Genomic DNA, 23,621 nt, shown 5'->3' on the forward strand with positions numbered 1-23,621 from the left:
AATCGGAACACACAATTACAGTTAGGAGTAGGTATGAAACTTCAAGGTAAAGTAGCCATCGTCAGCGGTGGGGCGCGGGATATCGGAAAAGCGGTATCCCTGAAGCTGGCGGCGGAAGGTGCAAAGGTGGTAGTAAACTACTTCAGCAATGCGCAGGCAGCAGAAGAAACCCTGGCCGAGATCAAAGCGGCCGGTGGCGAAGCGATCATCGCCAAGGGCGATATGACCAAGCAAGCAGACGTGGCCAGCGTCGTTGTCGCGGCGCAAGCCGCTTACGGCAAAACCATTGATATCCTGGTAAATGTCGCCGGCGGTCTGGTAGAGCGTAAAACCATCGAAGAAATGGACGAGGATTTCTTCAATAAAGTCATCTCGCTTAACCTGAACAGCACCTTCCTGCTGACCAAAGCGGTTGTTCCTCATATGGATGGCGGTGCTATTGTAAACCTCGGTTCCCAGGCGGGCCGCGATGGTGGTGGCCCGGGTGCATCTGCTTATGCGACTGCGAAAGGTGCGGTAATGACCTTTACCCGAGCCATGGCAAAAGAGCTGGGTCCGAAAAACATTCGTGTCAACTCGCTTTGTCCGGGCATGATCAGCACGACCTTTCACGACACCTTCACCAAAGATGCCGTGCGCGAAAATGTTGCCAATGCGACGCCGCTGAAGCGCGAAGGTAAGGCTCCGGAAGTGGCTGATGCGGTGGCTTATCTGGCCTCTGAGGAAGCTTCCTTCATCACCGGAACCAATATCGATATCAATGGTGGCCTGTTCTTCTCCTGATTTCGAGGAGTGACCGGCGCGAGTATTACCTGAGGTAGAAGGCGGATCCCATCATGGAAAAGCGCATCGCAATTATCGGCGAGTGTATGCTGGAAATGAACCTGGAGGACGACTGTCGCAGTCATCACAGTGAGCCCCGCTTGGCAGCGGGGTTGTCTTTCGGGGGGGATACCCTGAATACAGCGCTTTACATGGCGCGGTTGGGCGCGGCTGTCGAATATGTTACCGCGCTGGGGGACGATCATCTGAGTGATTGGATGATCCGCCAGTGGCGGGCCGAGGGAATCGGGTGTGATCTGGTGAAACGCGAGGCAAATGCAACGCCCGGGCTGTACCTGATTGAAACCGATAGCGACGGTGAGCGCACTTTCCATTACTGGCGAGATCGATCTCCTGCCCGGCGTCTTCTGGATAACCCGAAAGCAGCTCGTGATCTATTCTCGCAATTGAGGCGGGTTTCAGCGATTTATCTTTCTGGTATTTCGCTGGCGATATTGTCGCCGTATGCACGGGAATGTCTGTTCGATTTTCTGGCAGAGTATCGCCAGGAAGGGGGCAAAATCATTTTTGATGGCAACTATCGCCCGCGGTTGTGGGGGAGTGAAATGCTCACCCGAAAAGCCTATGAGAAAATATACCGGCTCTCAGATATTGCCCTTCCCACACTGGAAGACGAACAAGCTTTGTTTGGCAGCGATAGCGCGAGTGCAGAACAGGTGCTCGAGCGTCTGCAAAACTGGGGAGTTACAGAAATAGTGCTGAAGATGGGGCCCGATGGCTGTCTGGTTGCCGCCAACCGCACCGGAGCCAAGCTGGTGCCGTCAAACAAGGTGATGCCGGTAGATACCACTGCCGCGGGCGATTCGTTTAATGCCGGCTACTTGGCGGCGCGCCTTGCTGGTAAATCCATTGAGCAGTCTGCGGAAAGCGGCCATCGCCTGGCGTCTACTGTTATCCAGTATCGCGGTGCCGTCATTCCCGTATCGGCAATGCCCGACATGTCAGCCATGTAAATATCAGAGCTCGTTTCAAGAAAATACACTGTGTGCAGGTTTATCTTGCGCACAGCCTTTTTATTCTCTTTTCGTGCAGCACTGCTGGTCTTTTTATTCTCCCGTCCAACGTTTTCGTCAGTTTGCTGGCGCGAGTCTCGCTTGACGCCAAGTCTTCCAGATCCAGATACACGTTTATTTTTTGCCGGTGATGCATGTTGCCTGCGCGGGTCTGTATTGCGCTTTTCCGCCCTATAGATATTACCAATCTGTATTACCAATATATGGTTTTCTTGGATTGCAGAAGTTAGAAGCTACCAGGTTAAAAAAAGCGCCAAAAAATTCATTTAGATATTTCCTTTTATAACAATGGGTTATGGAAAAAGCCTCAACCCATCTTACCAATTGGGCTACCAAGCTCGTTGACAGATTTTTCGCAATTGGTTTAACTCCACCCGATAGACGCCTATAAAAATAAATTTTTCTTACGATGAGAGGAAAACGTCGATGAATAACCATAAGAAGTTCGATAAGCAGAGCGCGCTGAGAGATCTCAGTCTGCTGATGCTTTCCGCCTCCACCATGGCATTTGCCCCCATGGTTTTTTCACAGGGAGAAGACGCTGCCGCGCTGGAAGAGGTAAGCGTCACCGGTATCCGCGCCAGTCTGGAGGCGGCAGCCGATGCCAAGCGCGATGATGCGCGTGTTGTTGACGCGGTGGTGGCGGAAGACATCGGCAAGCTGCCCGACAACAACATCGCGGAAGCGCTGCAGCGTGTTACCGGAGTTTCCATCAATCGTGAATTTGGTGTGGGTTCCGAGGTCTCGATTCGGGGCCTCCCGCAAAACCGGGTTGAAGTCAACGGTCGCTCTGTGCTCGGCGATAGCCGTAGCGGAATCGACTTCCAGGATTTTCCCGCCGCCTTTCTGCAGAAAGTGGAAGTGATCAAGTCGCCAACCCCGGAAATGACCGAAGGCGCGCTCGGTGGCACCATCAGCCTGAAGATGGCGCGCCCGCTGGACCTGAATGCGCCCCTGGCAGCTATCTCTGTTCAGGGCGAGTACGCGGACAAGGCGGACAACTGGGCACCGATCATCAGTTCCGGTGTGGGCAATAGCTGGGATCTGGGCGAGGCCGGCACCTTCGGTGCCATCGCGTCACTGGCATACCAGGACCGTACGCTGCGCCGCGACGAATCTCTGGTCCAGCTACAAGTGGGCGAGGTCGATTTCAATGGCGATGGCGTTATCAACGCTGCGGACGCGGCGAAAAACACCCCGAGCGGTGCGTACGTTTACGGTCGCGAGCATACCTTCAATCCGCGTACCGAAGAGCGGGAACGCACTGCGCTGAATCTTTCCTTCCAGTGGGCGCCGGCTTCCGAACAGGGGCAGTTTTACCTGGACTTGAACGCAGTGGAGCGCGACGGCGCACAGGAAACCTTTTCACTGCTGCATATCCTCGACGACCCGACCGTGATCCCAGAGCAAACCTACGAGGACGGAAACGGCCAGCTGCAGAACTTCATGTATGACGAGGTACAGCCCTTGCTGACCACCGGCTCGAGCTTCCGCACCAGTGACTCTTACAGTCACGCATTTGGTGGTGAGTGGAACTTCACTGAACAACTGAGCGTTAGCGGTGAGTACTCCACCGCCAAGTCTGACAGCTATACCCCCTTCTCCGAATTCCGCTTTCGCGGTATTGATCGCTCGATCGAAGGGCAGGGCGCTGACGGCGAAAACAAGTGGTTGATCCCGGTTACCTTCGAGAACAGTAATAACAGCGCCCCGGTTATCGATTTTGCAGACGGATATGTATTTACCGATCAGCAGAACCAGGCCTTCCGTCGCTACGAGGATACCCGTAACTACGTTACCAACCAGGAGGACGCGTTCCGTTTCGACCTGAAGTACGCTGAACCCTTCGGTTTGAACTGGGTGTCGGCAGTCAAGACTGGTGTACGTGTGACCGCGCGCGATTATGAACAGAGCCGCGAGCAGTTCCGCATCACCAACATTTTCAAGAATCTTGAGGACGCCGACGGAAATCCGGACATTATCTGGATGGAAGACATTGTGGCCCAGTTCCCCCAGGCCATGACCAACTACGACTTCACCGGTGATGCGTTCGAGCACACAGGTCGTAGCGGCGCCTACGATCTGGCGAAATTTACCGCATACGATGCGCGCCTGCTGCAGAACCAGCAGGCGACCTTCGATATCGTCAAGCAACTGCTGGCCGGCACCAATATGGAAATCACCGGTAGTCTCGCGGACAATCTCGAGTACCAGGAAGGCGGTTACTCCGAAGTGAATGAGGACACCTCGGCTGTGTACATACAGGCCAACCTGGACTTCGGCGACGTACGTGCTGTTGTCGGTGGTCGCTACGTATCGACCGACATCACGTCAAAGGCTTACCAGGAAGGTGAAATTGTCTCCGACGGCGCCAGCTACAATGACTTCCTGCCCAGCCTGAATGTGACCTGGGACCTGAGTGAAGACACTCTGATGCGGTTTGCCGCGGCCAAGGTAATGCGCCGCGCGGACTTCAACGAGCTGAGCCCCGCGTACGAGTTCCGCGACGCCTACATCGCTGCCAGTCGTGGTAACCCTGAGCTCGAGCCGTACCGTGCCACCCAGTTCGATATCGCGGCGGAGCATTACTGGGATAGCAATATGGTTTCTGCGACCCTGTTCTACAAGGACGTGGAATCCTTCCTGACCCGTACCTACGAATGTAAGAACCTGCCCGAAGTGGTCAGCACTCTGACCAACGTTTCCGACTACGACAAAATCTGTCTGTGGCAGGCGGATGGTATCCAGTATGCCAACGCCAGCACACCGACTTCACAGATGGGCATCCTCACCGATTTCATCACCAATGGTGAAAATGGCAAGATCCAGGGGCTGGAGCTGGGTTACCAGCAGGCGTTCGACTTCCTGCCCGGTCGCTGGTCCGGCCTCGGCATGAGCGCCAACTACACCTACGCAGATAGCGAAGACCCGAACGGCGTACCGCTGACGGATATTTCCGAAAATACCTTCAATACACAGTTTTACTACGAGTACGAAGGCTTCGGAATCCGTCTGGCATACACCTACCGCGATCGCTTCCTGGATGAAGGTCAGACCAAGCGTGTACTGCCACTCGGTGAGCTTGTGATCCCAGGTGCGACCGTTGATGACGACCCTACGCTCGGTAACGATTACCGCGAAGACCTGTCGCAACTAGACCTCTCTGCAAGCTACGATGTGACCGATGACATCACTGTGATCGCCAATGTCACCAACCTGACTGCAGAACCCACCATCAATACCGGTGCTAATGGTACGGCCTTCCAGATAATGGAAACCGATCGCCGCTACGTACTGGGTATTCGCGCCAAGTTCTAATTGGTCATAGTGACCGGAGGCGCTCCGCCACCGGTCACCTTCTGAAAAAGCAGAATCTTCGATGCAGTACAAGATAGCCTTCCGATGTTGCGGCGGCTTCATCGTGGTTGTCTCTCTGTAGAGAAACCGCAGCAGCCAGTAATCGCTGTAATTATCCACACCCTACAAAAAAATAATGAGGATCCAATGAAAGCTAAATCCTTGGCGATGAAAATCAGTTGTGTAATGGCGTTGTCAGCCTGTATGGCTTCAGCCAGCGTATCCATACAAAATCCCGGTTTCGAAAGCGACTGGGACAGCTGGAATGATACCGATCCGTCGGCAATTTCGGGGGTTGCCTATAGCGGCAGCAAGTCTGCGAAAATTTCCGGAAGCGGCGGTAAGCTGGAGCAGCAGGTTTCTGTGAGCAGTAATACCAATTATCGGCTAAGCGCATATGTGCGCGGTGCCGGTACCGTAGGTGCGAAGGTGAGTGGCAGTACCTTCGATAGCAGTGCTGACAGTTCAGACTGGCAACAGGTTTCTGTCGAGTTCAATTCCGGTAGCGCGAGCAGCATTACGGTATTCGGTACCTACAATGGCGGTGAGGGCCGATTCGATAGTTTTGCACTGGAAGAACTCGGCTCTGGATCTGGGTCCAGCGGTGGTAGCGGTACATCCAGTTCAGGCGGCGGCGGTTGTACATCTGGCAGCAATCTGGCCGTATCATCGGCCTCTGACGACGGTACTAACGACGGGCACGGTCCGGGCAACGTACTCGACGGAAGCCTTGCTGATGAATCCCGTTGGTCGTCCCTGGGGATCAAGTGGATCACCCTGGACCTTGGCAGTGTACAGGCTGTGGAGGGGGTGGATATCGCCTGGTATAAGGGCGATCAACGCACTAGCTTTTTCTCCATTGAAACCTCAGTCGACAACAGCAACTGGACCACGGTGCTGTCCGCTGGACAGTCCAGCGGCTCCACTACTGATCTGGAAGGCTATGATTTGACTGACTCCAGTGCCCGCTACGTGCGTCTGACCGGCAGTGGCAATTCCGCCAATAACTGGAATAGCATCCTGGAAATGGATGTAATCGGGTGTAGTGACGGCAGTGGTTCGGGAAGTAGTTCTAGCGGCAGCTCCGGCGGGAGCTCGGGTTCAGGCTCCAGTTCGGGAGGTTTTCTGGATCCAAATCTACCTCCTTCCAGTAATTTCGATCTCGCAGACTGGTACCTGAGCGTACCCAGTGACAATGATGGCAGTGGGACCGCGGACTCAATCAAAGAAGTCGAGTTAAATGGAGGTTACGAAAACAGTAGCTATTTCTATACGGGTACTGATGGCGGCATGGTATTCCGTTGCCCCGTTGACGGCTACAAGACGTCGACAAATACGTCCTATACCCGTACCGAGCTACGCGAGATGCTGCGCCGTGGCGATACAAGTATCAGCACTCAGGGTGTCAACGGAAATAACTGGGTATTCGGTTCCGCACCGGCGTCTGCACGTAATGCCGCGGGTGGTGTCGATGGTATCTTGCGCGCAACGTTGGCTGTTAACCATGTAACCACCACTGGTGATAGCGGCCAAGTAGGGCGCGTAATTGTGGGGCAGATTCACGCCAACAACGATGAGCCTTTACGTCTTTATTACCGCAAACTACCGGGTAATAGCAAAGGCTCTGTGTACATCGCGCATGAGCCGAACGGTGGCAGCGACAGCTGGTATGAAATGATTGGTAGCCGCTCCAGCAGTGCTTCAAATCCTTCCGATGGTATCTCTCTGGATGAAATCTGGAGCTACGAGATCAAGGTGGTGGGCAATACGCTCACTGTTACCATCTCCCGTGAGGGTAAGGCCGATGTGGTTCAGGTCGTGGATATGGGAAACAGTGGTTACGATGTCGCTGACCAGTACCAGTACTTCAAGGCCGGCGTGTATAACCAGAATAATACTGGTAGCGGTAGTGACTATGTGGAAGCCACGTTCTATTCATTAGAGAACAGCCACGATGGCTATGCTTACTAAAACTCGTGTCAACGCATGAAGTGAGCACCCTTATGTACAGCGCTGTAGTGCTTATTTAGACGGGTACCCTGCGCAAAATTCCCGGAGCGGTAACTGTAACTGGTCGCTTCGGGGATTTTCGTGCAAGCCAAGCGTCATTGTCGCTTTGAGGTGGATTTGCGTATGTGGGCAATGATCCAAAGGAAGGTGGATGCTGGGTTACAAGGGGTATTTACGGGAAAAATGGTGGCCCTCCGTCAATTGAATAACTGTGCTAACCAATTGATTTATAAGGTGTAATGTGGTTGATCGACAGACTGATACCCCCAGATGTACCCCCACAAGATAGCCTTAGATTCTGCCTGTACAGGTGCTTTCCTTCACCTCATGCGAATGAAAGATGGAATACGGTAACGCGATTCCTGGGGTCCCCGGCGAATTACCTCGTTGCACCGAACTCTATGTTTGATGAGTGGCGTGTGACAAGGTTCTCCTTTTTCTGCTACTCCTGCACCGGTAAACTCGAGGCAAAGTGACGCCACTAGAACAGAAGTAGCAGGAATAGCGCCCAAAATGGCTAAAAAGAAAGCAAAAGAGCAGCCCGATACCCTCGCCTCCATCGAAAGAACCCTCTGGGCCGCTGCCGACAAACTGCGCGCCAACATGGATGCTGCCGAGTACAAGCACGTGGTACTGGGGCTGATCTTCCTAAAGTACATCTCCGACAGCTTCGACGAGTTTCGCAGTCAGCTCACTGCCCGGTTCCAGGACCCGGAGGAAGATCTCTACTGGGAGGACGCTACCGATGAGGATATCACCGGCGAACTGGAAGACCGGGACCACTACCTGGCCGCCAATATCTTCTGGGTGCCGGCCGAGGCCCGCTGGGGCACGATCCAGGCCAAGGCGCGGGAGGCAGATATCGGCCGCACCATCGACAACGCCATGGTGGCCATCGAGAAAGAGAACCCGCGTCTCAAGGGTATCCTCAACCGTGAGTACGGCCGCGAGCGCATGAAGCAGGTGCGCCTGGGCGAGTTGATCGACCTGATCGCCACCATCGGTTTCAACGACACCGAGCACCGTGCCAAGGACGTGCTGGGCCATGTATACGAATACTTCCTCGGTCAATTTGCCAGTGCTGAGGGCAAGAAAGGTGGGCAGTTCTATACACCTAAGTCCATTGTTAGCCTGATTGTCGAGATGCTGGAACCCTACAAGGGGCGGGTGTACGACCCGGCCATGGGTTCCGGTGGCTTCTTTGTGTCCTCTGAAAAGTTCATCGAATCCCACGGCGGCAAGCTGGGGGATATCTCCATCTATGGCCAGGAGTCCAATCCCACCACTTGGCGGCTGGCGGCCATGAATATGGCCATCCGCGGTATGGACTTCAACTTCGGTAAGGAACCTGCAGACAGCTTCCACAACGACCAACACCCGGACCTAAAGGCCGACTACGTGATGGCCAATCCACCGTTCAACATCTCGGACTGGGGTGGCGATGCGATGGAAGCGGACAAGCGCTGGCAGTACGGTACCCCACCGGTGGGTAACGCCAACTTTGCTTGGGTCCAGCATATGCTGCACCATCTGGCGCCCAATGGGCGTGCCGGTATAGTGCTGGCCAACGGTTCCATGAGCTCCAACACCAACAACGAGGGCGCCATCCGTAAGGCTCTGGTGGAGGCGGACCTGGTGGAATGTATGGTGGCCCTGCCGGGGCAGCTATTTACCAATACTCAGATTCCCGCATGTATCTGGTTCCTGGCCCGGAGCAAGCCGCGCCGGGGCGAGGTGCTATTTATTGACGCCCGCAGCAAGGGTGAGATGGCCAGCCGGGTATTGAAGACCTTCAGCGACGAAGATATCGCCGCGATTGCCGAGGTGTACCACCAGTGGCGCAACGGTGATGACGACTATGCGGATGTAGCCGGCTTTGCGAAGAGTACGGCGCTGGGCGAAATCCGCAGCAATGAGCATGTGTTGACGCCGGGGCGCTACGTGGGTGCCGCTGACGCGGAAGATGATCAAGCGTCGTTCGCAGAGAAAATGGCAGCGTTAACTGGTCAGCTAAAAGAGCAGTTTGAGCGTAGTCTGACTATGGAGAACAATATCAAAGAAAAGCTGGCGGAGTTGGGTTATGAGCTCTGACAAGATCTTTGATAGCTACCCGGACAGTTGGCGGAGTATCTCCTTGGGAGAGCTGTGCGCAGATGGCGGGGGGGCGATACAAACAGGGCCATTCGGTAGCCAGCTACACGCGAGAGACTATGTCAAAAGTGGTATTCCTTCGATTATGCCGAAAAACATCTCAGTTGAAGGTATTTCGACAGATGATATTGCGCATATTTCAGAGGCCGATGCGAACAGATTAAGTAAGTACCTCACGAGGGAAGGTGACATTGTCTACAGCCGTCGCGGAGATGTCGAAAAGTGCTCTTTGGTCACTGCGAAAGAAGATGGCTGGTTATGTGGCACAGGGTGTCTGCGCGTGAGACTAGGTAATCGGGCTCCTATTACACCGGTATACCTACATGCCTATTTATCTCATCCCAGAGTCAGGCAATGGGTTAGTCGCCATGCTATTGGTGCCACCATGCCAAACTTGAACACGTCAATTTTGTCATCGTTACCGGTATTAATACCTGAAAAAGCACAGGAAAAAGTTGTAGAAGATCTATGGCGAGGCTTAACTGAAAAAATAAAACTTAACCGTCGTACCAACGAAACGCTAGAGCAAATCGCCCAAACCCTGTTCAAAAGCTGGTTCGTAGACTTCGACCCGGTGCATGCCAAGGTGGCGGTGCGTGAGCATTTCGAGCAGCGCACCGCCGAATACGGCGAGCCACTGCCGACACCCGTCGCCATCGGGGAAGCCCAGAACATTGCCGCCGCCGCTACCATCGCAGGCCTTAAATTTGATCCTCCCAATATTAGCGATACCCGATCGCTGCTGGAGGCCGAGCTAGCAGAGTTGGATTCTGAGAAGCGCGAGCAGCTGAAACAACTTGCCGCCGCTTTTCCTAGTGACTTTGAAGAAACAACACGTGGGAAGTCACCGGCAGGGTGGCAGATTAGGCCGCTGGACACGATTGCTAAGTATCAGAATGGGCTAGCGTTGCAGAAGTACAGGCCCGAGAACGAGAGTGAATTCCTGCCGGTGCTAAAGATTGCTCAGCTAAAAAAAGGATATACCGATGGGGTAGAAAAGGCGTCGCCTAACATCAAAGAATCCTGTCGGGTCTATGACGGTGATGTAATCTTCTCTTGGTCAGGCTCGCTGGTGGTCGACGTCTGGTGTGGCGGGGATGCCGCTCTCAACCAGCATTTGTTTAAGGTCACGTCCAAAGATTATCCCAAGTGGTTCTTCTACCAGTTCACCAAGCATCATCTGTGCGAATTTCAGCGAATTGCTGCAGCAAAAGCGGTAACCATGGGTCATATCAAGAGAGAGCATCTTAGCCAAGCTTTGTGTGCTGTGCCTCCCGATGATTTTCTGGATCTGTTAACTAGAACGTTCGCCTTCCTGTTGGAAAAAGGGATCAGCCTTCGGTTGGAGAGCCGAACTCTAGCCGAGATCCGAGACCAGCTTTTACCAAAATTGCTATCTGGCGAAATCCAACTCAACCCAGAATCCGCTGTCGAGGCCAACTAATGTATCAGATCGATAAGGATGCGAATCGTATATCCCCGCTGCAAGAAAAAAGGTTCTCTGAGCTTGGTTTTCGTGAACGCGAGCACTTGCAGGAATGGCTGGCAGCCAACCCAGAGGTGCTGGGGGAGGAGCTGCTGATAATTCAGAAGGAGTTCGATGGTTTCGATGAGACCCGTGAGCGTCTCGACCTACTAGCCTTGGACAAGCAAGGCCATCTGGTGGTCATAGAGAACAAGCTCGACGATTCCGGTCGCGATGTAGTGTGGCAGGCGCTTAAGTACGCCTCCTACTGCGCCGGACTAACCAAGAGCCAGATCGTCGCCATCTATCAGCAGTACCTAGACAAGTATGAGCCCGGCCACACTGCCCAGCAGCGTCTGAGCGAATTCTTCGACGATGCCGAGTTTGACGAGCTGACCCTCAACCCAGGTTCCGACCAGCGCATCCTCTTCGTCGCAGCAAACTTTCGGCGCGAGGTCACTTCCACCGCCCTGTGGCTGATGGAGCACCGCATCCGTATCCAGTGCATCAAGGCCGTGCCCTACGCCCTGGGTGATCAGCTGTTGCTGAAGCTGGATCAGATTATTCCGGTCAAGGAAGTCGAGGAATATATGGTCGGCATCAGCGATAAGAAGCAGGAGGAGCAGTCCAGTGAGCGGGCTGTACGAAACAGTCACCAAATCCGGCAGAAGTTCTGGAAGGTATTTTTAGAAACCATTCGTGCTAGTGATTGCCGGCTTTACGACAACGTGAATCCCGGTAAGGAGAACTTCAGCAATGCCGGCTCGGGTCTCAGTGGGGTCAGCTACTATGTCTCCTTTGGTCGTACTTTCGTGCGAGTAGAGCTGTTCTTTGGCCGTGACAATCCAGAGGAGAACACCGCAATGTGGACCGCTATGCACGACCGCCGTGACGAGCTAGAAGCACGCTTCGGCGACGCTCTGGAGTGGAACCCTTTGGAAGGGAAGAAGGGTTGCCGGATTTACTTTCAGCAGCCAGCTGATGGATTTAATCCTGATGACTGGCACCGGATGGCCGAGTGGTTGACGAAATACATGGCGCGACTTGAAGATACCTTCAAGTCGGAAATTCCAGGGCTCAAAAGTATGCTCAGCGAGCGACAGGAAGCGAGCGCAGAGCCAGCGTAAAACAAACGATCCAGGACGGAATAAGAATAACAACATGATTAACGAAGACCAGCTTGAAGACCTCTGCCAGACCTGGTTCGAAGATATTGGTTATCAGGTTATCCAGGGCGAGGTGATCGCTCCGGATACCTCCAATGCCGAGCGCGATGACTGGCAACAGGTGATGCTGCGCCCCAGACTTCGGTCTGCCATCGAACGCCTCAACCACTTTCTGCCGGAGGTGGCCCGAGAGGAGGCCTTCCACGTGGTTACCAATCAGGAGGCGCCGGTTCTTGCACAGGCCAACCGCGGCTTACACCGGTTGCTGGTGGATGGTGTCAATGTTGATGTGGCGGGAAACGAGGTCACCGAGGGTGTGTTCGTACGCCTGGTCGACTTCGAACACCCGGAGAACAACGATTGGCTAGTGGTACGCCAGTTCACTGTCGTTGGTCAACGCAAACGTCGCCCGGACATGGTGGTGTTCGTAAATGGCCTGCCCTTGGCGGTGATCGAGCTGAAAAACCCCGCCGACGAGAAAACCGATATCTGGTCTGCTTATAACCAGATCGATACCTACAAGGAGCAGATCCCGGATCTGTTTGTGACCAACACGGCGTTGGTGATTTCGGATGGTCAGCAGGCGCGGCTGGGCTCCCTAACGGCTAATCAGGAGCGTTATCTGCCCTGGCGTAGTATCACCGGGGATCGGGATGAGGATATCGGCAAGCTCGAGCTGGAGGTGCTCGTACGCGGGCTCTTTGCCCCGGAGCGCTGGCTCGATTACCTACGTCACTTCATCATCTTTGAAGAAGACCGCGGCAAGGTGATCAAGAAGATCGCCGGCTATCACCAGTTCTTTGCCGTGCGTGCGGCCACCGAGACTGCCATTGAAGCCCATCAGGCGGGAAGCAACCGTGGGGGTGTGGTGTGGCACACCCAGGGCTCCGGCAAGAGTATTTCCATGTGCTGCTTCGCCGCCAAGCTGGCCGGGAGTGCGGAATTGGGCAATCCGACCTTGGTGATTGTCACAGACCGCAATGATCTGGACGGACAGCTGTTCCAGACCTTCAGTGCGGCACGGCAGCTGTTGCGGCAGACACCGGTGCAGGCGGACAGCCGGGACGAGTTGCGGCGGCTGCTGTCGGCTCAGGCTTCCGGTGGCATTATCTTCACCACCATCCAGAAGTTTGCGCTATTGGATGGGGAGAACCAGCACCCTCAGCTGAGTGAGCGAGGCAATGTCTTGGTCATTAGTGACGAGGCCCACCGTAGTCAATACGGGCTTAAGGCACGATTAACTGAGTCGGGTAAGTACCAGTACGGTTACGCCAAGCACCTGCGCGATGCCCTGCCCAACGCCACTTTCGTCGGCTTTACCGGGACCCCCATCGAGCTGGAAGACAAGGATACCCGTGCGGTCTTCGGTGACTATATCCACGTCTACGATGTGGAGCAGGCAGTAAAGGACGGGGCTACGGTGCCGATCCATTACGAATCCCGCCTGGCCAAGATCGAGCTGAAGGAAGACGAGCTGCCACAGATCGACGCCGAAGTAGATGAATTGACCGAGGCGGACGAAGAAGAGGCTGGAGAGCGCTTCAAGGGTCGCTGGGCAGCTTTGGCTGCGGTGGTGGGGGCCGAACCCCGGATTAAGCAGGTGGCCGGTGATATCGTCCAGCACTTCGCTACACGGCAGTCTGCGATTCCCGGTAAGGGCATGATCGTCTGTATGAGCCGCGCCATCTGCGTGGATATGTACAACGCGATTACCGCTATGCACCCGGAATGGCATGACACCGATCCCGAGAAAGGTGCCATCAAGGTGGTGATGACCGGCTCTGCTGCGGACCCAGCCCACTACCGCCCGCATATCCACCCTAAGGAAACACTGAAGCGTTTTGAGCAGCGAGTGAAGGACCCGGCAGACCCGCTACAGCTGGTGATCGTTCGCGACATGTGGCTGACCGGCTTCGACGCCCCCTGCCTGCATACCCTGTATATCGATAAGCCGATGAAGGGGCACAACCTGATGCAAGCCATCGCGCGGGTGAACCGGGTCTTCGGCGATAAACCGGGTGGGCTGGTGGTGGACTATATCGGTATCGCCACCGAGCTGAAGGAGGCGTTGAAGACCTATACCGCAAGCCATGGCCGCGGCAAACCCACCGTCGATGCTCACGATGCGCTAGCGGTGTTGTTGGAGAAGTTAGAGGTGGTGCGAGGGTTGCTCCACGGTTGCGACTATTCCGACTTCGCTACAAAGCCGTTGGAGTTGATGGCACCGGCGATGGACTTCGTGCTCGGCCAAGAAGATGGAAAGGCACGCTACTGCGATACAGTGCTGGCTATCAGCAAAGCGTACGCCCTGTGTGGGACTCTGGATGAGGCCGCAGCGCTGAAGGAAGAGATTGCTTTCCTGCAGGCGATAAGGGCAGCGCTGATCAAGCGGGAGCAATCGGATAAAAAACTGACCGATGCTGAAAAGCAGGCACGGATGCGCCAGGTTCTGAGCAACGCGATTGTTTCCGACCGGGTGGTGGATATCTTTGAGGCAGTGGGGCTCGATAAGCCGAATATCTCTATTCTCTCTGAGGAGTTCATGCAGGAGGTTGCGGGGATGAAGCACCGTAACCTGGCGGTGGAAATCCTGGAGCGTTTGCTGGCAGACGAGATTAAGACCCGTAGTGCAAAGAATGTGGTTCAGGCCAAGAAGTACTCCGACCGCCTCAAAGACACGCTGGTGAAATATCAGAATCGCTCCATCCAGACCGCACAGGTGATCGAGGAGCTGATCGCCATGGCCAAAGAATTCAAAGCGGCAGCCAATCGCGGTGAGCAACTGCGTCTGAGTGAAGACGAGCTTGCCTTCTACGAGGCATTGGAGATGAACGAAGCATCGGTGCGGAAACTCGGAGAGGAAGTGTTGCGTACCATTGCCATGGAGCTAACGCTGCGGCTCCGGAATAGCACCACCGTTGACTGGCAGGTGCGGGAATCTGTGCGAGCGAAGTTGCGCCTATTAGTAAAACGGATTCTTAAGAAATATAAGTACCCGCCGGACCAGCAGGACGAAGCCGTGGATCTGGTGCTGAAGCAGGCAGAAGTATTATCGGAGGGGTGGGCAGGGTAGCGGAGGCGAGCAGGTCCAAAGACGAAGGGATACTGCCTGTAAAAATTTATAAATAAAGCGCCATTGCGAGGGATGTGTGATGAATTACAGTGATTGGAAGCGGCGGTATTCGCGTGCTACTACAGATGAGCTTATGTACCTTTATGTCCGTGGTGGGCTCCTCCCAGAAGCTACCCGTGCACTGGAGGAGATTCTGTGCAACCGGACAGACTTTTCTGGAGAAGAACTCGAGTTGCTTAAGCGTGATATTCGGGTCCATAGTAAGCGCGAAAAATCTTCCACGTCCTTCCAAACAATACCTCCCAGTAATGGCGAAAAGAAAAAAGGGACCAAGGGCTCCTTTAATAAAATCTATAGTATTTTTTTAGGTTTGGCCCTCGCGTCATTATTAATCCCTGTAGGACGCTTGGTGTTCTTTATATTAGAGGATCCCCATACACTTCAGTGTCAGTTTGCAAGTTATCTATTAAGAAGTGGTAATGAAGAGCAAAGAGAGCAATGGTGTTCTCGAATAGATAAGACTCCCGAGGAAGAAGTGTCTTCTGGAGACGGAAAGTACGGAGTTCTCAGTGGTGATCGTGAAGCAATTTCCATCAGTGAAGATGTAGTCTATCAGTCGAAAATAGTCGGAAAATGGTCCTGTGAATATTATTTCATTGAGGATGGGGTGCGCGTGCGTGCTACTGAAAGTGCTGAGTATTTCGCGGGTGGTCGCGCAGATTCAGCTGGGAATGTGATGTACCAATCAGACTCAATTATTCCATTTGATTTTGAATTTAAGCAAAGCCACCAGTGGTCCATAAAAGGCGGCCGGTTAACGGAGGTCACAGACGCTTTCGAAATGTATCCCGCTAGTAGTTGGAGTCAGAACGATATATCTATGGATATTGACTCCCTAGATCCAGATGATTTAGTCGAAACTTATGAAATATTAGAGTTATCTGAGACAGCGCTCGTTCTTAGGGCGGAATCTGATGGAGTAGAGCATGGATGTTCAAAGGCTATTGCTGGAGGTGGCCGCGAGAGAAAGATTCAAGGGATTCCTGCGCCGATCACACTGGGCGGTTTTACGTCAGCCCCGCCGGTCGACATCGAATCATCAAAGCATGATCGCGTAACCAGGCTACCCTACTCAAGTCCGGGCATTAAAATAACCGTAGCGATATATGATGTAGGGTATCAGTACCTCCCTGATGGATCCGGATCTGAGCTGGCATTAATAGAACTAAAGAGCCTCATATCTGAAGCCAATGATAACCTTAGGGCAGGGGATGGGGATAATGTTAAAATTTCAGAAGTCGTACCCATGGGATTGACGCCGGAGAATGCTAATTTTTTGGGTAGGAGGCTAGATTTTCCCTCTGATGATGGAGCAATAAGTCACCACCTCTTTCTAACAGTCTTTAATAATAAGTTTCTTAAGGTAGTAGCCACTTCATCTTCCCGTCCTGGCTCGACAGAAAGAGTCCACGCATTCGTGATGGCGTACACAAGAATACTCTGGCCGAATCCGGATGTGATTTAGCCATTTCCGGGAATGTACCCTGGCATTGTTTCAGAGCCAGCAGTTGTCTGTGAGACACTGCAGAAATAATCGGGCCATACCCCTGCCAAGGCTGAGGCAGGGGTGGAGCTATAGCTTGTCGGGATCAATTCCATGCTCAATTAGGATCGCTCGCGCTTGCTCAGGAGTCATTTCTTCGCTGGGTCGATACTCAGTCCTCTGATCCACTGCCAGTCGCTCACTGTACTTCTTAGGGGCCGTGACCTTTGCGTACCATTGTCGGGCACCAATCCTGAGCTTGGCGGCCTGAATTTCAGTAGTGAGCTCGGCGCCCTCACAATTGTCGGCGATCTCCAGCACTTGGTCGGCGAGATAGTCTGCCTTCGCATCCTTAGCCGCGAGATATTGGTTCAAAAACTCAGGGTGTTCTCCAGATCTAAGCCATAGGAGGACCGTAGTACGTGACGGCATATCCCTGTCGGCGCAGATATAGTGCAAAGACTCGCCGTTGGCGATTCGACTGCAAATCCGGGATGTCATCTCATCTGTGAAAATTGTCGGACGAGGCATAGGGAAGGTTCCTTAGTTGCTGTTAACTTACCGGGAACCAATGATGTTCCCGGTTATTAAACGCTATATCGCTACCTGAGGCGTCATTGCTTGTTTTCCTGGTAGCGGATAGTTATTAATGGATTGGTTCAACTTAAGGTTCTGCTACCTCAGTCCCCTTGCTGCTCGGGGTCGGTAGCGGAGTAGCGCTCTCTGGAACTTCTTCAGGGAGATACCGAAGAAATGCATCTTGGAAGGCACCGCGCGAGAATCCTCGACGGTTCTCATAGCCCTTCTTGAGTTGTTGGCTTTTTACACCAAAGGGTTGTAGCAGCTTGGCGAGACCATGAGGGCTGATAGGCCTGCCATTGCGCCACTCCCCCCACGGCCGATCTTCCATTGCAATCAGCGCGCCGAGTAACTCTGTTGTCCATAGGTTGTCTCGGCTTGTACTCAAGAAAATCGAGCGTAAGTCAGTTAGGAGCATGGTGCTGTAGTCTTGGTTTTCCCGCGGAGAGTCTTCGAGCCTACTCATGGCCAGGCGAGCCAGGTTTGGCCAATCACCACCGATAGTGTCAGCAATGGCTAGGAGAGGGATCCAATTGTCTTCAGCCCTGTCGTTACCAACCGCGGGAACATCCGGCTCCGCCATACCGAGCTTGCGTTGATGATCACGGGCCCATCGTTGACATTGCTGCCGTAGGGAGTGGTTATTACGATTAATATTCACCGGAACCTTTTGGACTTTTTCGGTGGCCAGCTTACGCCGTAGCGTTAGGGTTATGGATCGGTCTCTGATGGTGTCTGGGGGCTCACTAATCATGGCAATGGCCATGGGTGACCATGTACTAAACCGCTGAGGCTTGTAGTCATCGCCACCAACCCGGATCACAAATGCCATGCTCTTTCTGTGGCCTGAATTGATGATCCCTACCATATCGCTATTATCCTTCTTGTTCAGGAAGGTATCCGCTTCATCAATTAGTAGTGCGGGGGACCACTCCTGAATCATGCGAAAAATCGCCGCTGCAGAAACATTAGATGTGGGTAGCGCTCGATGAGCCATGCTTGAAAGAAGCTCCATAACGGTAGATTTCCCACACCGTTTTACCGGCGATGACAGCAGGAGCTTTGGAAAGATGCTGAAGCCGTCATAGCAGTAGGTGCCGATTGTCCACAGAGTTAATGCGATGCTTCCGCTGTCGGGTAGAATGCAAAAGCGATCAAATTGCTGCTGGATTTCCGTAGCGATAGTGTGCCCCTCCACTGACTTATGCCACGGACGTATGCCGTCGCTAACTTCCCAGCTTTCGGCGTCCGGCTCGCGGATTTGGCTGGCTCGCCTGTCATTTACCAATCTGTCGAGAATATTCACAGTTACACCGAGCTTGGTGGAGGCATCTTTTCTCTGGCGTCCATAATCGAGCTTGTTTAGAGCTGCTAGACGCTTTAACTCTAATTCATCGCTAGCACGGCTAGTCTCTTCCTTGGCGCTGCCTTGTACCACAGTAGCTTCAGTGTCGCGGCTCGGTTGTTTTGCCATTTTGGAGCGCCCCTGTCTCGGACCGGTTTTTTCATCTTTCATGGTTAGCACTCTTCTTCACTTGTAATCAGTTTGTGCTTTAGCTCCAGTAGGTACTCCCCCTCCCAGACGATAATTCTCGGCGCTAGGCGAACTCCTCGCTTGGCTTTACCCGAACTGCTCCATCGCCACCAGGTAGTTAGGCTAACCCCAAACAGGCGAGCGCACTCTGATGCACGGTACAGGAATTGGGGGTTGATCGGTTGCTTCTGATTAATCGGTCTCATCTATCGGCCCTTCAAATTACGTTGGGATTCGAGGCGTAATGTATGGGGCAAATGGGGGGAAGGGAATATCAGTGAATACTAGGTAGTATGCGGGGAACTCTACCTAGGGTTTTGCGGATGCCTGCTAGTTTAGTGTTCTTTGGATTACCGCTTTCGATGTTTGTTGAGCTTATTTGCTTCTGCAAATATTTCGTCCAGCTTGGCGCGCGAGACTCCTCGCATACCGCCGAACTTTTCCTGTAATTCGATTAGCTCTTCACGGATCATTGTCTGGTTAGCATTGGGGTTCTGGCTTTTCTCGATAGTAAGTTGTAGGAAAACCCAGATAATGTTCAGAAAGCTGTCGCGTTCCCTCGGCGCAATACCTCCCTCACTGGTCCGTACTTGGTCTATTCCTGAAGGTGTACCGGAAGCTGACGCCAGGAATTCCACTGGTATCATAAGATCACCGGCTGTGATTTGGGTATTGTCGACTTCGCGGTATATAAAAGGCTGCTCGGCGTCGGGATACTGCCTCGTGAACATTTCATCCAGGGTTTGGTGAGAGAAACGCTCTTCGCCAAGTGCTGCAGGAATGAGGGGCCATCGGGCGGGTATCAAAACCCTTTCTCCGTCTTTGAGTTCGATGCGGCGCCGGTCGATGCTCGTTTTTAGACTGGTGGGACCGCCGTCGGTGACGAACTTATACAGCGCTTCTTCAATAAGCTGAGCGCTGTTCTTTATCGGTAGCGGGCAGGGACCTGAGATATCGTGACCTCCAGCCCAGACAGTTAGCGATGTACCGTAGTCTTCATCGGTGACCAGTCGGTATGTTTCAACCGGGCGTTCGCTCGCATACCGGTGCGGTGGGATCAGGTAGTATGGAACCAGAGATCCAGAGGCAATCTCGCTGAAAATCTGTTGGATAGCCATGTCTGGATGCTGCTTTATCGCTTTGTTGATCGAGATTAGACTTGTCAGCCAGTTTTTCATGGGCGGCGTCCGCGCAAATCCAAATCAGAGTTGTAGTCACTCCATGTGGTTGATTCCTACACAATCAGCTAAAGCCGGAAAGAGGCTCGCCTTTTACCTGGAGTTGAAATTGACTGTTACGACGTTTTCCTTATTGGCCTGTTGTCGGAGCTCGTCCAAATAGTCAGCCCATCGCTGCATCATCTTTACTCTCTGGTCCAGGTGTTTAGTTCGGTTGTAGGCTCTACCATTGGCGTCTTTCACGGTGTGGGCTAGTTGATGCTCGATATGCTCAACACGCTCATTGAGGACCTCATCGAGAAGAGTACGAGCCATCGCTCGGAAGCCGTGCGGTGTAATGACTTCGTTGCCATACCCCATGTTTCTCAGGGCTGTTCTTACGGCATTCTCCGACATGCACCGGCTGGCGCCTTTTGGGGATGGAAATACGTAGCGGGACCGTCCGGTGAGCGGTTGTAGCTCTCTGAGAATCTCCACTGCCTGCCTTGGCAGGGGAATAATATGTGGATGCCGGGTTTTCATTTTTTCGGCGGGGAGCTCGATACGTTGGTTTTCCCAGTTGATCTCTGCCCACTCCAGGGCCCGAAGCTCGCCCGGTCTGCAGAACAGCATCGGCGATAGTTTGAGTGCGGCACGCACGGTCGGGGTGCCGTGATAAGCGTCAATCGCAATTAGTAGTTTTCCTACGTCCGTTGGGTCAGTAATAGTTGGAAAGTGCTGAGTTTGAGTCGGCTGAAGCTGGTCGCCGACAACGACAGCGGGATCATTGCTGGCATAGCCGCCGGCGATGGCAAAGCGGAATACCATGCTGGCGGTTTGCTTCGCGCGCTTTGCGGTCTCAATGGCGCCGCGGGCCTCGATTCGTTTGAGTACCGCAAGGACTTCAGGTGGGGTGATATCCGCTATAGGTCGCGACCCTAGGTAGGGGAAGAGGTCACGCTCCAGAAGGCGCAGAGTCCTCGTGCGGTGACTTACCGACTTGTCGCCCATGCGTGTGGCGAACCAGCCTCGTGCTAGGGCTTCGAATGTGTTTGCTGCGGCTGCAAAACTATCCGCCTTCTGGGCCTTTCGGTGATCACTGGGGTCGATACCATCTGATAGGAGTTGCCGGGCTTCATCGCGCTTCTGCCGGGCCTTCTTGAGGCTGACCTCGGGGTAGACACCAAGAGCGAGCAGGCGCTCTTTCTTGGTTACTGGGTGGCGGTACTTAAGTCGCCAGTACCGGCTGCCATTTTTGGCCACCAGCAAGAACATGCCCTTCCCGTCGCTGAGCTTGTAATCCTTCTCTCGGGGCTTTGCTTGTTTTACCTGAAGTTCTGTCAGTGCCATAACGCAACCTCAGTGGTGGCAGGGCCTGCAGTCGCTTTGGGGGTACCTGAACGTAGTGTCGGGCGAAGTACCCCCGCATATACCCCTCTATACCCTGGTCTTTAGGGGTACGTATGGTACGTATGCAATAGTAGTTTAGAGTGGAAAGCTAACTATGGTAGGGGTTGTGGGGGTATATGGAACTTTATGGAATGAAGTAATGGTGGGCCCTCCGGGACTTGAACCCAGGACCTGCCGATTATGAGTCGGATGCTCTAACCAACTGAGCTAAGGGCCCCCACCGGGGCTCGCAGGGACCTGCGAGCGGATGGGCAAAGTACTCGATTTTTTGTGTCAAATCAACGCTTTGCCCGGTTGTGTTGGCCTTACCAGGCCCAGTTGAAGCCCAGACTTGCGTTTGCGCCGGACCAGTCCAGGTCGTCCAGTGAGCGCTGGTATCCCACATTGAGGAATGCGCTGCCCAGCTTGCTCTGCAGCAGTACCACCCCCCCGCCGAATTCTCCCCAGGTCGCCTGCCGCTCAAGATCGAGCTGGAGTTTGGTGTCAAACAGCAGCTGGTCATTACCGCCGAGGGTGTGCCAGATATTGCCAAACAGGTAGCCGCGCAGATTGCCATCCAGCCACTTGCTGTCGGTGTTGTAGGCGCGCAGGCCGGCGCGGAAGTTGGCCTCCGGGGTCATGTCGGGCTCCACCCAGGAGATGCCGTCGTCATAGGCACTGAGGTTGCTGTAGTTGGCCACTGCCTGAAGCTGTGGCTCGATATTGAACTGTTCCGACGCCTGCCAGGTAAAACCCTTTTCTACGGAGATAGTGAGCTGGGGGCCGGTTACCGTGGCGCCTATACCGCGGGATGAGCGGCTTTCCAGTTCCAGGTAGGCCACCTTGGCGGTGATATCGAAGTAGCCCATGTCCGGGCGGTAGTCGTTGAAGTAGTAGCCGACGTGATAGCTGGTGAGGTTGTTCTGTCCCGAACTGTAGTCGCTGAAGCCGCGCGCAAACCCGGTCACGTCACCACTGGCGCGGGTGCTGCCCACAAACAGTCCCATTTCCCGTGCGCCGCCGGTGCAGGTGGGGGTCGACCAGATATTGGTGCCTAGTTGCAGGCCAGTGATACTGCCGTCAAAGCGATTGCTGATGTCACCGCGCCAGTTGTAGTCGGCGCTCATGTGGTGCACGCGCAGCCAGTCGTTATTGACGCCGTCGAACCAGCTGCGCTGCTCCCCGCGGCGGCGGTGGTAGCTGCCGATCTCCTGGAGCGAGGTGAGGCGGGCGAGGGATTTTGCCTGGGCGTAGAGGGGGATCTCAGGCCGATACAGTGGAATCGGGGCTTCGCCGGCCGCCGGTGCCGGGCCGACAAGGCTCGCCGCACCGATATCGGTGCCGGTTATGGTTGCGTCGCTGATGTTGCTGAACGCGAGTACCTGGGTGCCCGGGGCGGTGGCGGGCGCCTCTCCCGGTTTCAGGTTTGAGCGCAGGTACCAATTGTTATCGTTTTCCGGGTCGCCGGTGCCGCGGAACAGGAAATATTCGTAGGGGCCTGCGGAGACGGGCTCCGGCATGTAAAAGGCGCCCGGAGCTGTGCTGCCACCGTTGCGCGCCTGTACCACCAGAATGCCGTCCCGGGTATCCGCACCGGTACCCGCGGCGCGCTCGAACAGTAGCCGCGTGCTGCCACTGGCACGGCCACCGTCCAGCACCAGGCGATCGACGAGGCTGTCGTCGCCCCCGGTAACCACGTCCATGAGAATCACGCTGCCGCTACTGCCCACGTAGTTGCCGTGAATCCACAGCTGGTTGGCGGTATCGCCGCGCATATCGACGGTGCCGCGATTGAATACCGTCAGCGCCTGATCGCCACTGGCGCGGATACCGGCACTGTAATAGGGCATCAGTACACTGCTGTCATTGCTTATCTGCAGGCGGCCGGGCAGATAATCGCTGCCGCCCAGTGTCAGGTGTTGGCCCAGAGTGAGCCGGCTGCCCTGTTCCAGTGAGATAGTCTCCCAGTGCTTCAGGCGTGTCGGATTGTCGAGGCTGAGTCCCTCGATGGTGAGTGTGTCGTTGCCACCGCCGCCGTCGATGGTGGCGCTGTTGCTGCGACCACTGGGGCTGTTTGCGGTGAGGCGGTGTTGATCGTCGCCACTGCCGAACGCTATTTGGGCGTGGGCGCCGGTCGGGAGTATGGCGGAAAAGATCAGGGGCAGTGCCAGCGTGCACAGCCCGGGGGCGCCGGCGTCAAACGCACGACCCGCGCGAGGAAACGACATGATTCCATCCCTGGTTCGTTATTGGTCGATTCTGGCCGTTAGCCGCGATTGCGGCGCGCAAATCCGTTGCGCACTAACTGGTACTATCGTGCCATTATTTTAGTTGAATCGAC

Annotated in this window: 15 protein-coding genes and 1 tRNA gene; 9 read left to right on the forward strand and 7 right to left on the reverse strand. The window is 54.4% G+C overall.

Annotated features, from left to right (window positions below):
- The first annotated feature begins 33 nt into the window (after positions 1 to 33).
- From B4U49_RS14520 to B4U49_RS14560, 9 genes are all read left to right on the forward strand, one after another.
- Entirely contained in the window at positions 34 to 783 is a 750-nt protein-coding gene (locus B4U49_RS14520) for an SDR family NAD(P)-dependent oxidoreductase (RefSeq protein ID WP_078085328.1), read from the forward strand.
- 53 nt (positions 784 to 836) lie between these two features.
- On the forward strand, positions 837 to 1,796 hold the full coding sequence (locus B4U49_RS14525; RefSeq protein WP_078085329.1) for a sugar kinase: 960 nt from the start codon (positions 837 to 839) through the stop codon (positions 1,794 to 1,796).
- 486 nt (positions 1,797 to 2,282) lie between these two features.
- Complete coding sequence (locus B4U49_RS14530; RefSeq protein ID WP_078085330.1) at positions 2,283 to 5,174, forward strand: TonB-dependent receptor; 2,892 nt, start codon at positions 2,283 to 2,285, stop codon at positions 5,172 to 5,174.
- Positions 5,175 to 5,360: 186 nt separating this feature from the next.
- Complete coding sequence (locus B4U49_RS14535) at positions 5,361 to 7,184, forward strand: polysaccharide lyase family 7 protein (protein ID WP_239692651.1); 1,824 nt, start codon at positions 5,361 to 5,363, stop codon at positions 7,182 to 7,184.
- A 552-nt stretch (positions 7,185 to 7,736) separates the two neighbouring features.
- On the forward strand, positions 7,737 to 9,314 hold the full coding sequence (locus B4U49_RS14540) for a class I SAM-dependent DNA methyltransferase (protein ID WP_078085332.1): 1,578 nt from the start codon (positions 7,737 to 7,739) through the stop codon (positions 9,312 to 9,314).
- Positions 9,304 to 10,818 carry a restriction endonuclease subunit S gene (locus B4U49_RS19120; protein WP_078085333.1) on the forward strand — a complete coding sequence of 505 codons (1,515 nt, stop codon included), beginning with the start codon at positions 9,304 to 9,306 and terminating at the stop codon, positions 10,816 to 10,818. Before B4U49_RS14540 ends, B4U49_RS19120 begins: the two co-directional genes overlap by 11 nt.
- Positions 10,818 to 11,966, forward strand: a complete 1,149-nt coding sequence (locus B4U49_RS14550; RefSeq protein WP_078085334.1) for a DUF4268 domain-containing protein — start codon at positions 10,818 to 10,820, stop codon at positions 11,964 to 11,966. The genes B4U49_RS19120 and B4U49_RS14550 overlap by 1 nt, the downstream gene beginning before the upstream one ends.
- 34 nt (positions 11,967 to 12,000) lie before the next feature.
- A complete protein-coding gene (locus B4U49_RS14555; RefSeq protein WP_078085335.1) occupies positions 12,001 to 15,078 on the forward strand; it encodes a type I restriction endonuclease subunit R in 3,078 nt (1,025 codons plus the stop codon).
- 79 nt (positions 15,079 to 15,157) lie between these two features.
- Positions 15,158 to 16,603 carry a hypothetical protein gene (locus tag B4U49_RS14560; RefSeq protein ID WP_078085336.1) on the forward strand — a complete coding sequence of 482 codons (1,446 nt, stop codon included), beginning with the start codon at positions 15,158 to 15,160 and terminating at the stop codon, positions 16,601 to 16,603.
- Between the two features lie 108 nt (positions 16,604 to 16,711).
- On the opposite strand, the gene B4U49_RS19520 is transcribed toward B4U49_RS14560, so the two are convergent.
- The 7 genes from B4U49_RS19520 to B4U49_RS14595 all read right to left on the reverse strand — a co-directional run bounded on the left by B4U49_RS19520 (position 16,712) and on the right by B4U49_RS14595 (position 23,508).
- Positions 16,712 to 17,152 (reverse strand): terminase small subunit-like protein, encoded by a 441-nt coding sequence (locus B4U49_RS19520; RefSeq protein WP_078085337.1) that lies wholly within the window; start codon positions 17,150 to 17,152, stop codon positions 16,712 to 16,714.
- A 133-nt stretch (positions 17,153 to 17,285) separates the two neighbouring features.
- Entirely contained in the window at positions 17,286 to 18,716 is a 1,431-nt protein-coding gene (locus B4U49_RS14570; protein WP_078085338.1) for a DUF3631 domain-containing protein, read from the reverse strand.
- Positions 18,717 to 18,718: 2 nt separating this feature from the next.
- Positions 18,719 to 18,940, reverse strand: a complete 222-nt coding sequence (locus B4U49_RS19565; RefSeq protein WP_078085339.1) for a DUF3853 family protein — start codon at positions 18,938 to 18,940, stop codon at positions 18,719 to 18,721.
- A gap of 144 nt (positions 18,941 to 19,084) precedes the next feature.
- A complete protein-coding gene (locus B4U49_RS14580) occupies positions 19,085 to 19,912 on the reverse strand; it encodes a hypothetical protein (protein ID WP_078085340.1) in 828 nt (275 codons plus the stop codon).
- A gap of 93 nt (positions 19,913 to 20,005) precedes the next feature.
- Positions 20,006 to 21,241, reverse strand: coding sequence for a tyrosine-type recombinase/integrase (locus B4U49_RS14585; protein WP_078085341.1), 1,236 nt, complete (start codon positions 21,239 to 21,241; stop codon positions 20,006 to 20,008).
- Positions 21,242 to 21,441: 200 nt separating this feature from the next.
- Positions 21,442 to 21,518 (reverse strand) — tRNA-Ile (locus B4U49_RS14590).
- A gap of 88 nt (positions 21,519 to 21,606) precedes the next feature.
- Entirely contained in the window at positions 21,607 to 23,508 is a 1,902-nt protein-coding gene (locus B4U49_RS14595; RefSeq protein ID WP_078085342.1) for an autotransporter family protein, read from the reverse strand.
- Positions 23,509 to 23,621: the final 113 nt, after the last annotated feature.

Source organism: Microbulbifer mangrovi, assembly GCF_002009015.1.
GTDB classification, from domain to species: domain Bacteria; phylum Pseudomonadota; class Gammaproteobacteria; order Pseudomonadales; family Cellvibrionaceae; genus Microbulbifer; species Microbulbifer mangrovi.

What these genes read in the sequence shown, in the direction of transcription:
- B4U49_RS14520 (WP_078085328.1), top strand. Translation starts at nt 34, where the DNA reads ATGAAACTTCAAGGTAAAGTAGCCATCGTCAGCGGTGGGGCGCGGGAT.
- B4U49_RS14525 (WP_078085329.1), top strand. Translation starts at nt 837, where the DNA reads ATGGAAAAGCGCATCGCAATTATCGGCGAGTGTATGCTGGAAATGAAC.
- B4U49_RS14530 (WP_078085330.1), top strand. Translation starts at nt 2,283, where the DNA reads ATGAATAACCATAAGAAGTTCGATAAGCAGAGCGCGCTGAGAGATCTC.
- B4U49_RS14535 (WP_239692651.1), top strand. Translation starts at nt 5,361, where the DNA reads ATGAAAGCTAAATCCTTGGCGATGAAAATCAGTTGTGTAATGGCGTTG.
- B4U49_RS14540 (WP_078085332.1), top strand. Translation starts at nt 7,737, where the DNA reads ATGGCTAAAAAGAAAGCAAAAGAGCAGCCCGATACCCTCGCCTCCATC.
- B4U49_RS19120 (WP_078085333.1), top strand. Translation starts at nt 9,304, where the DNA reads ATGAGCTCTGACAAGATCTTTGATAGCTACCCGGACAGTTGGCGGAGT.
- B4U49_RS14550 (WP_078085334.1), top strand. Translation starts at nt 10,818, where the DNA reads ATGTATCAGATCGATAAGGATGCGAATCGTATATCCCCGCTGCAAGAA.
- B4U49_RS14555 (WP_078085335.1), top strand. Translation starts at nt 12,001, where the DNA reads ATGATTAACGAAGACCAGCTTGAAGACCTCTGCCAGACCTGGTTCGAA.
- B4U49_RS14560 (WP_078085336.1), top strand. Translation starts at nt 15,158, where the DNA reads ATGAATTACAGTGATTGGAAGCGGCGGTATTCGCGTGCTACTACAGAT.
- B4U49_RS19520 (WP_078085337.1), bottom strand. Translation starts at nt 17,152, where the DNA reads ATGCCTCGTCCGACAATTTTCACAGATGAGATGACATCCCGGATTTGC.
- B4U49_RS14570 (WP_078085338.1), bottom strand. Translation starts at nt 18,716, where the DNA reads ATGAAAGATGAAAAAACCGGTCCGAGACAGGGGCGCTCCAAAATGGCA.
- B4U49_RS19565 (WP_078085339.1), bottom strand. Translation starts at nt 18,940, where the DNA reads ATGAGACCGATTAATCAGAAGCAACCGATCAACCCCCAATTCCTGTAC.
- B4U49_RS14580 (WP_078085340.1), bottom strand. Translation starts at nt 19,912, where the DNA reads ATGAAAAACTGGCTGACAAGTCTAATCTCGATCAACAAAGCGATAAAG.
- B4U49_RS14585 (WP_078085341.1), bottom strand. Translation starts at nt 21,241, where the DNA reads ATGGCACTGACAGAACTTCAGGTAAAACAAGCAAAGCCCCGAGAGAAG.
- B4U49_RS14595 (WP_078085342.1), bottom strand. Translation starts at nt 23,508, where the DNA reads ATGTCGTTTCCTCGCGCGGGTCGTGCGTTTGACGCCGGCGCCCCCGGG.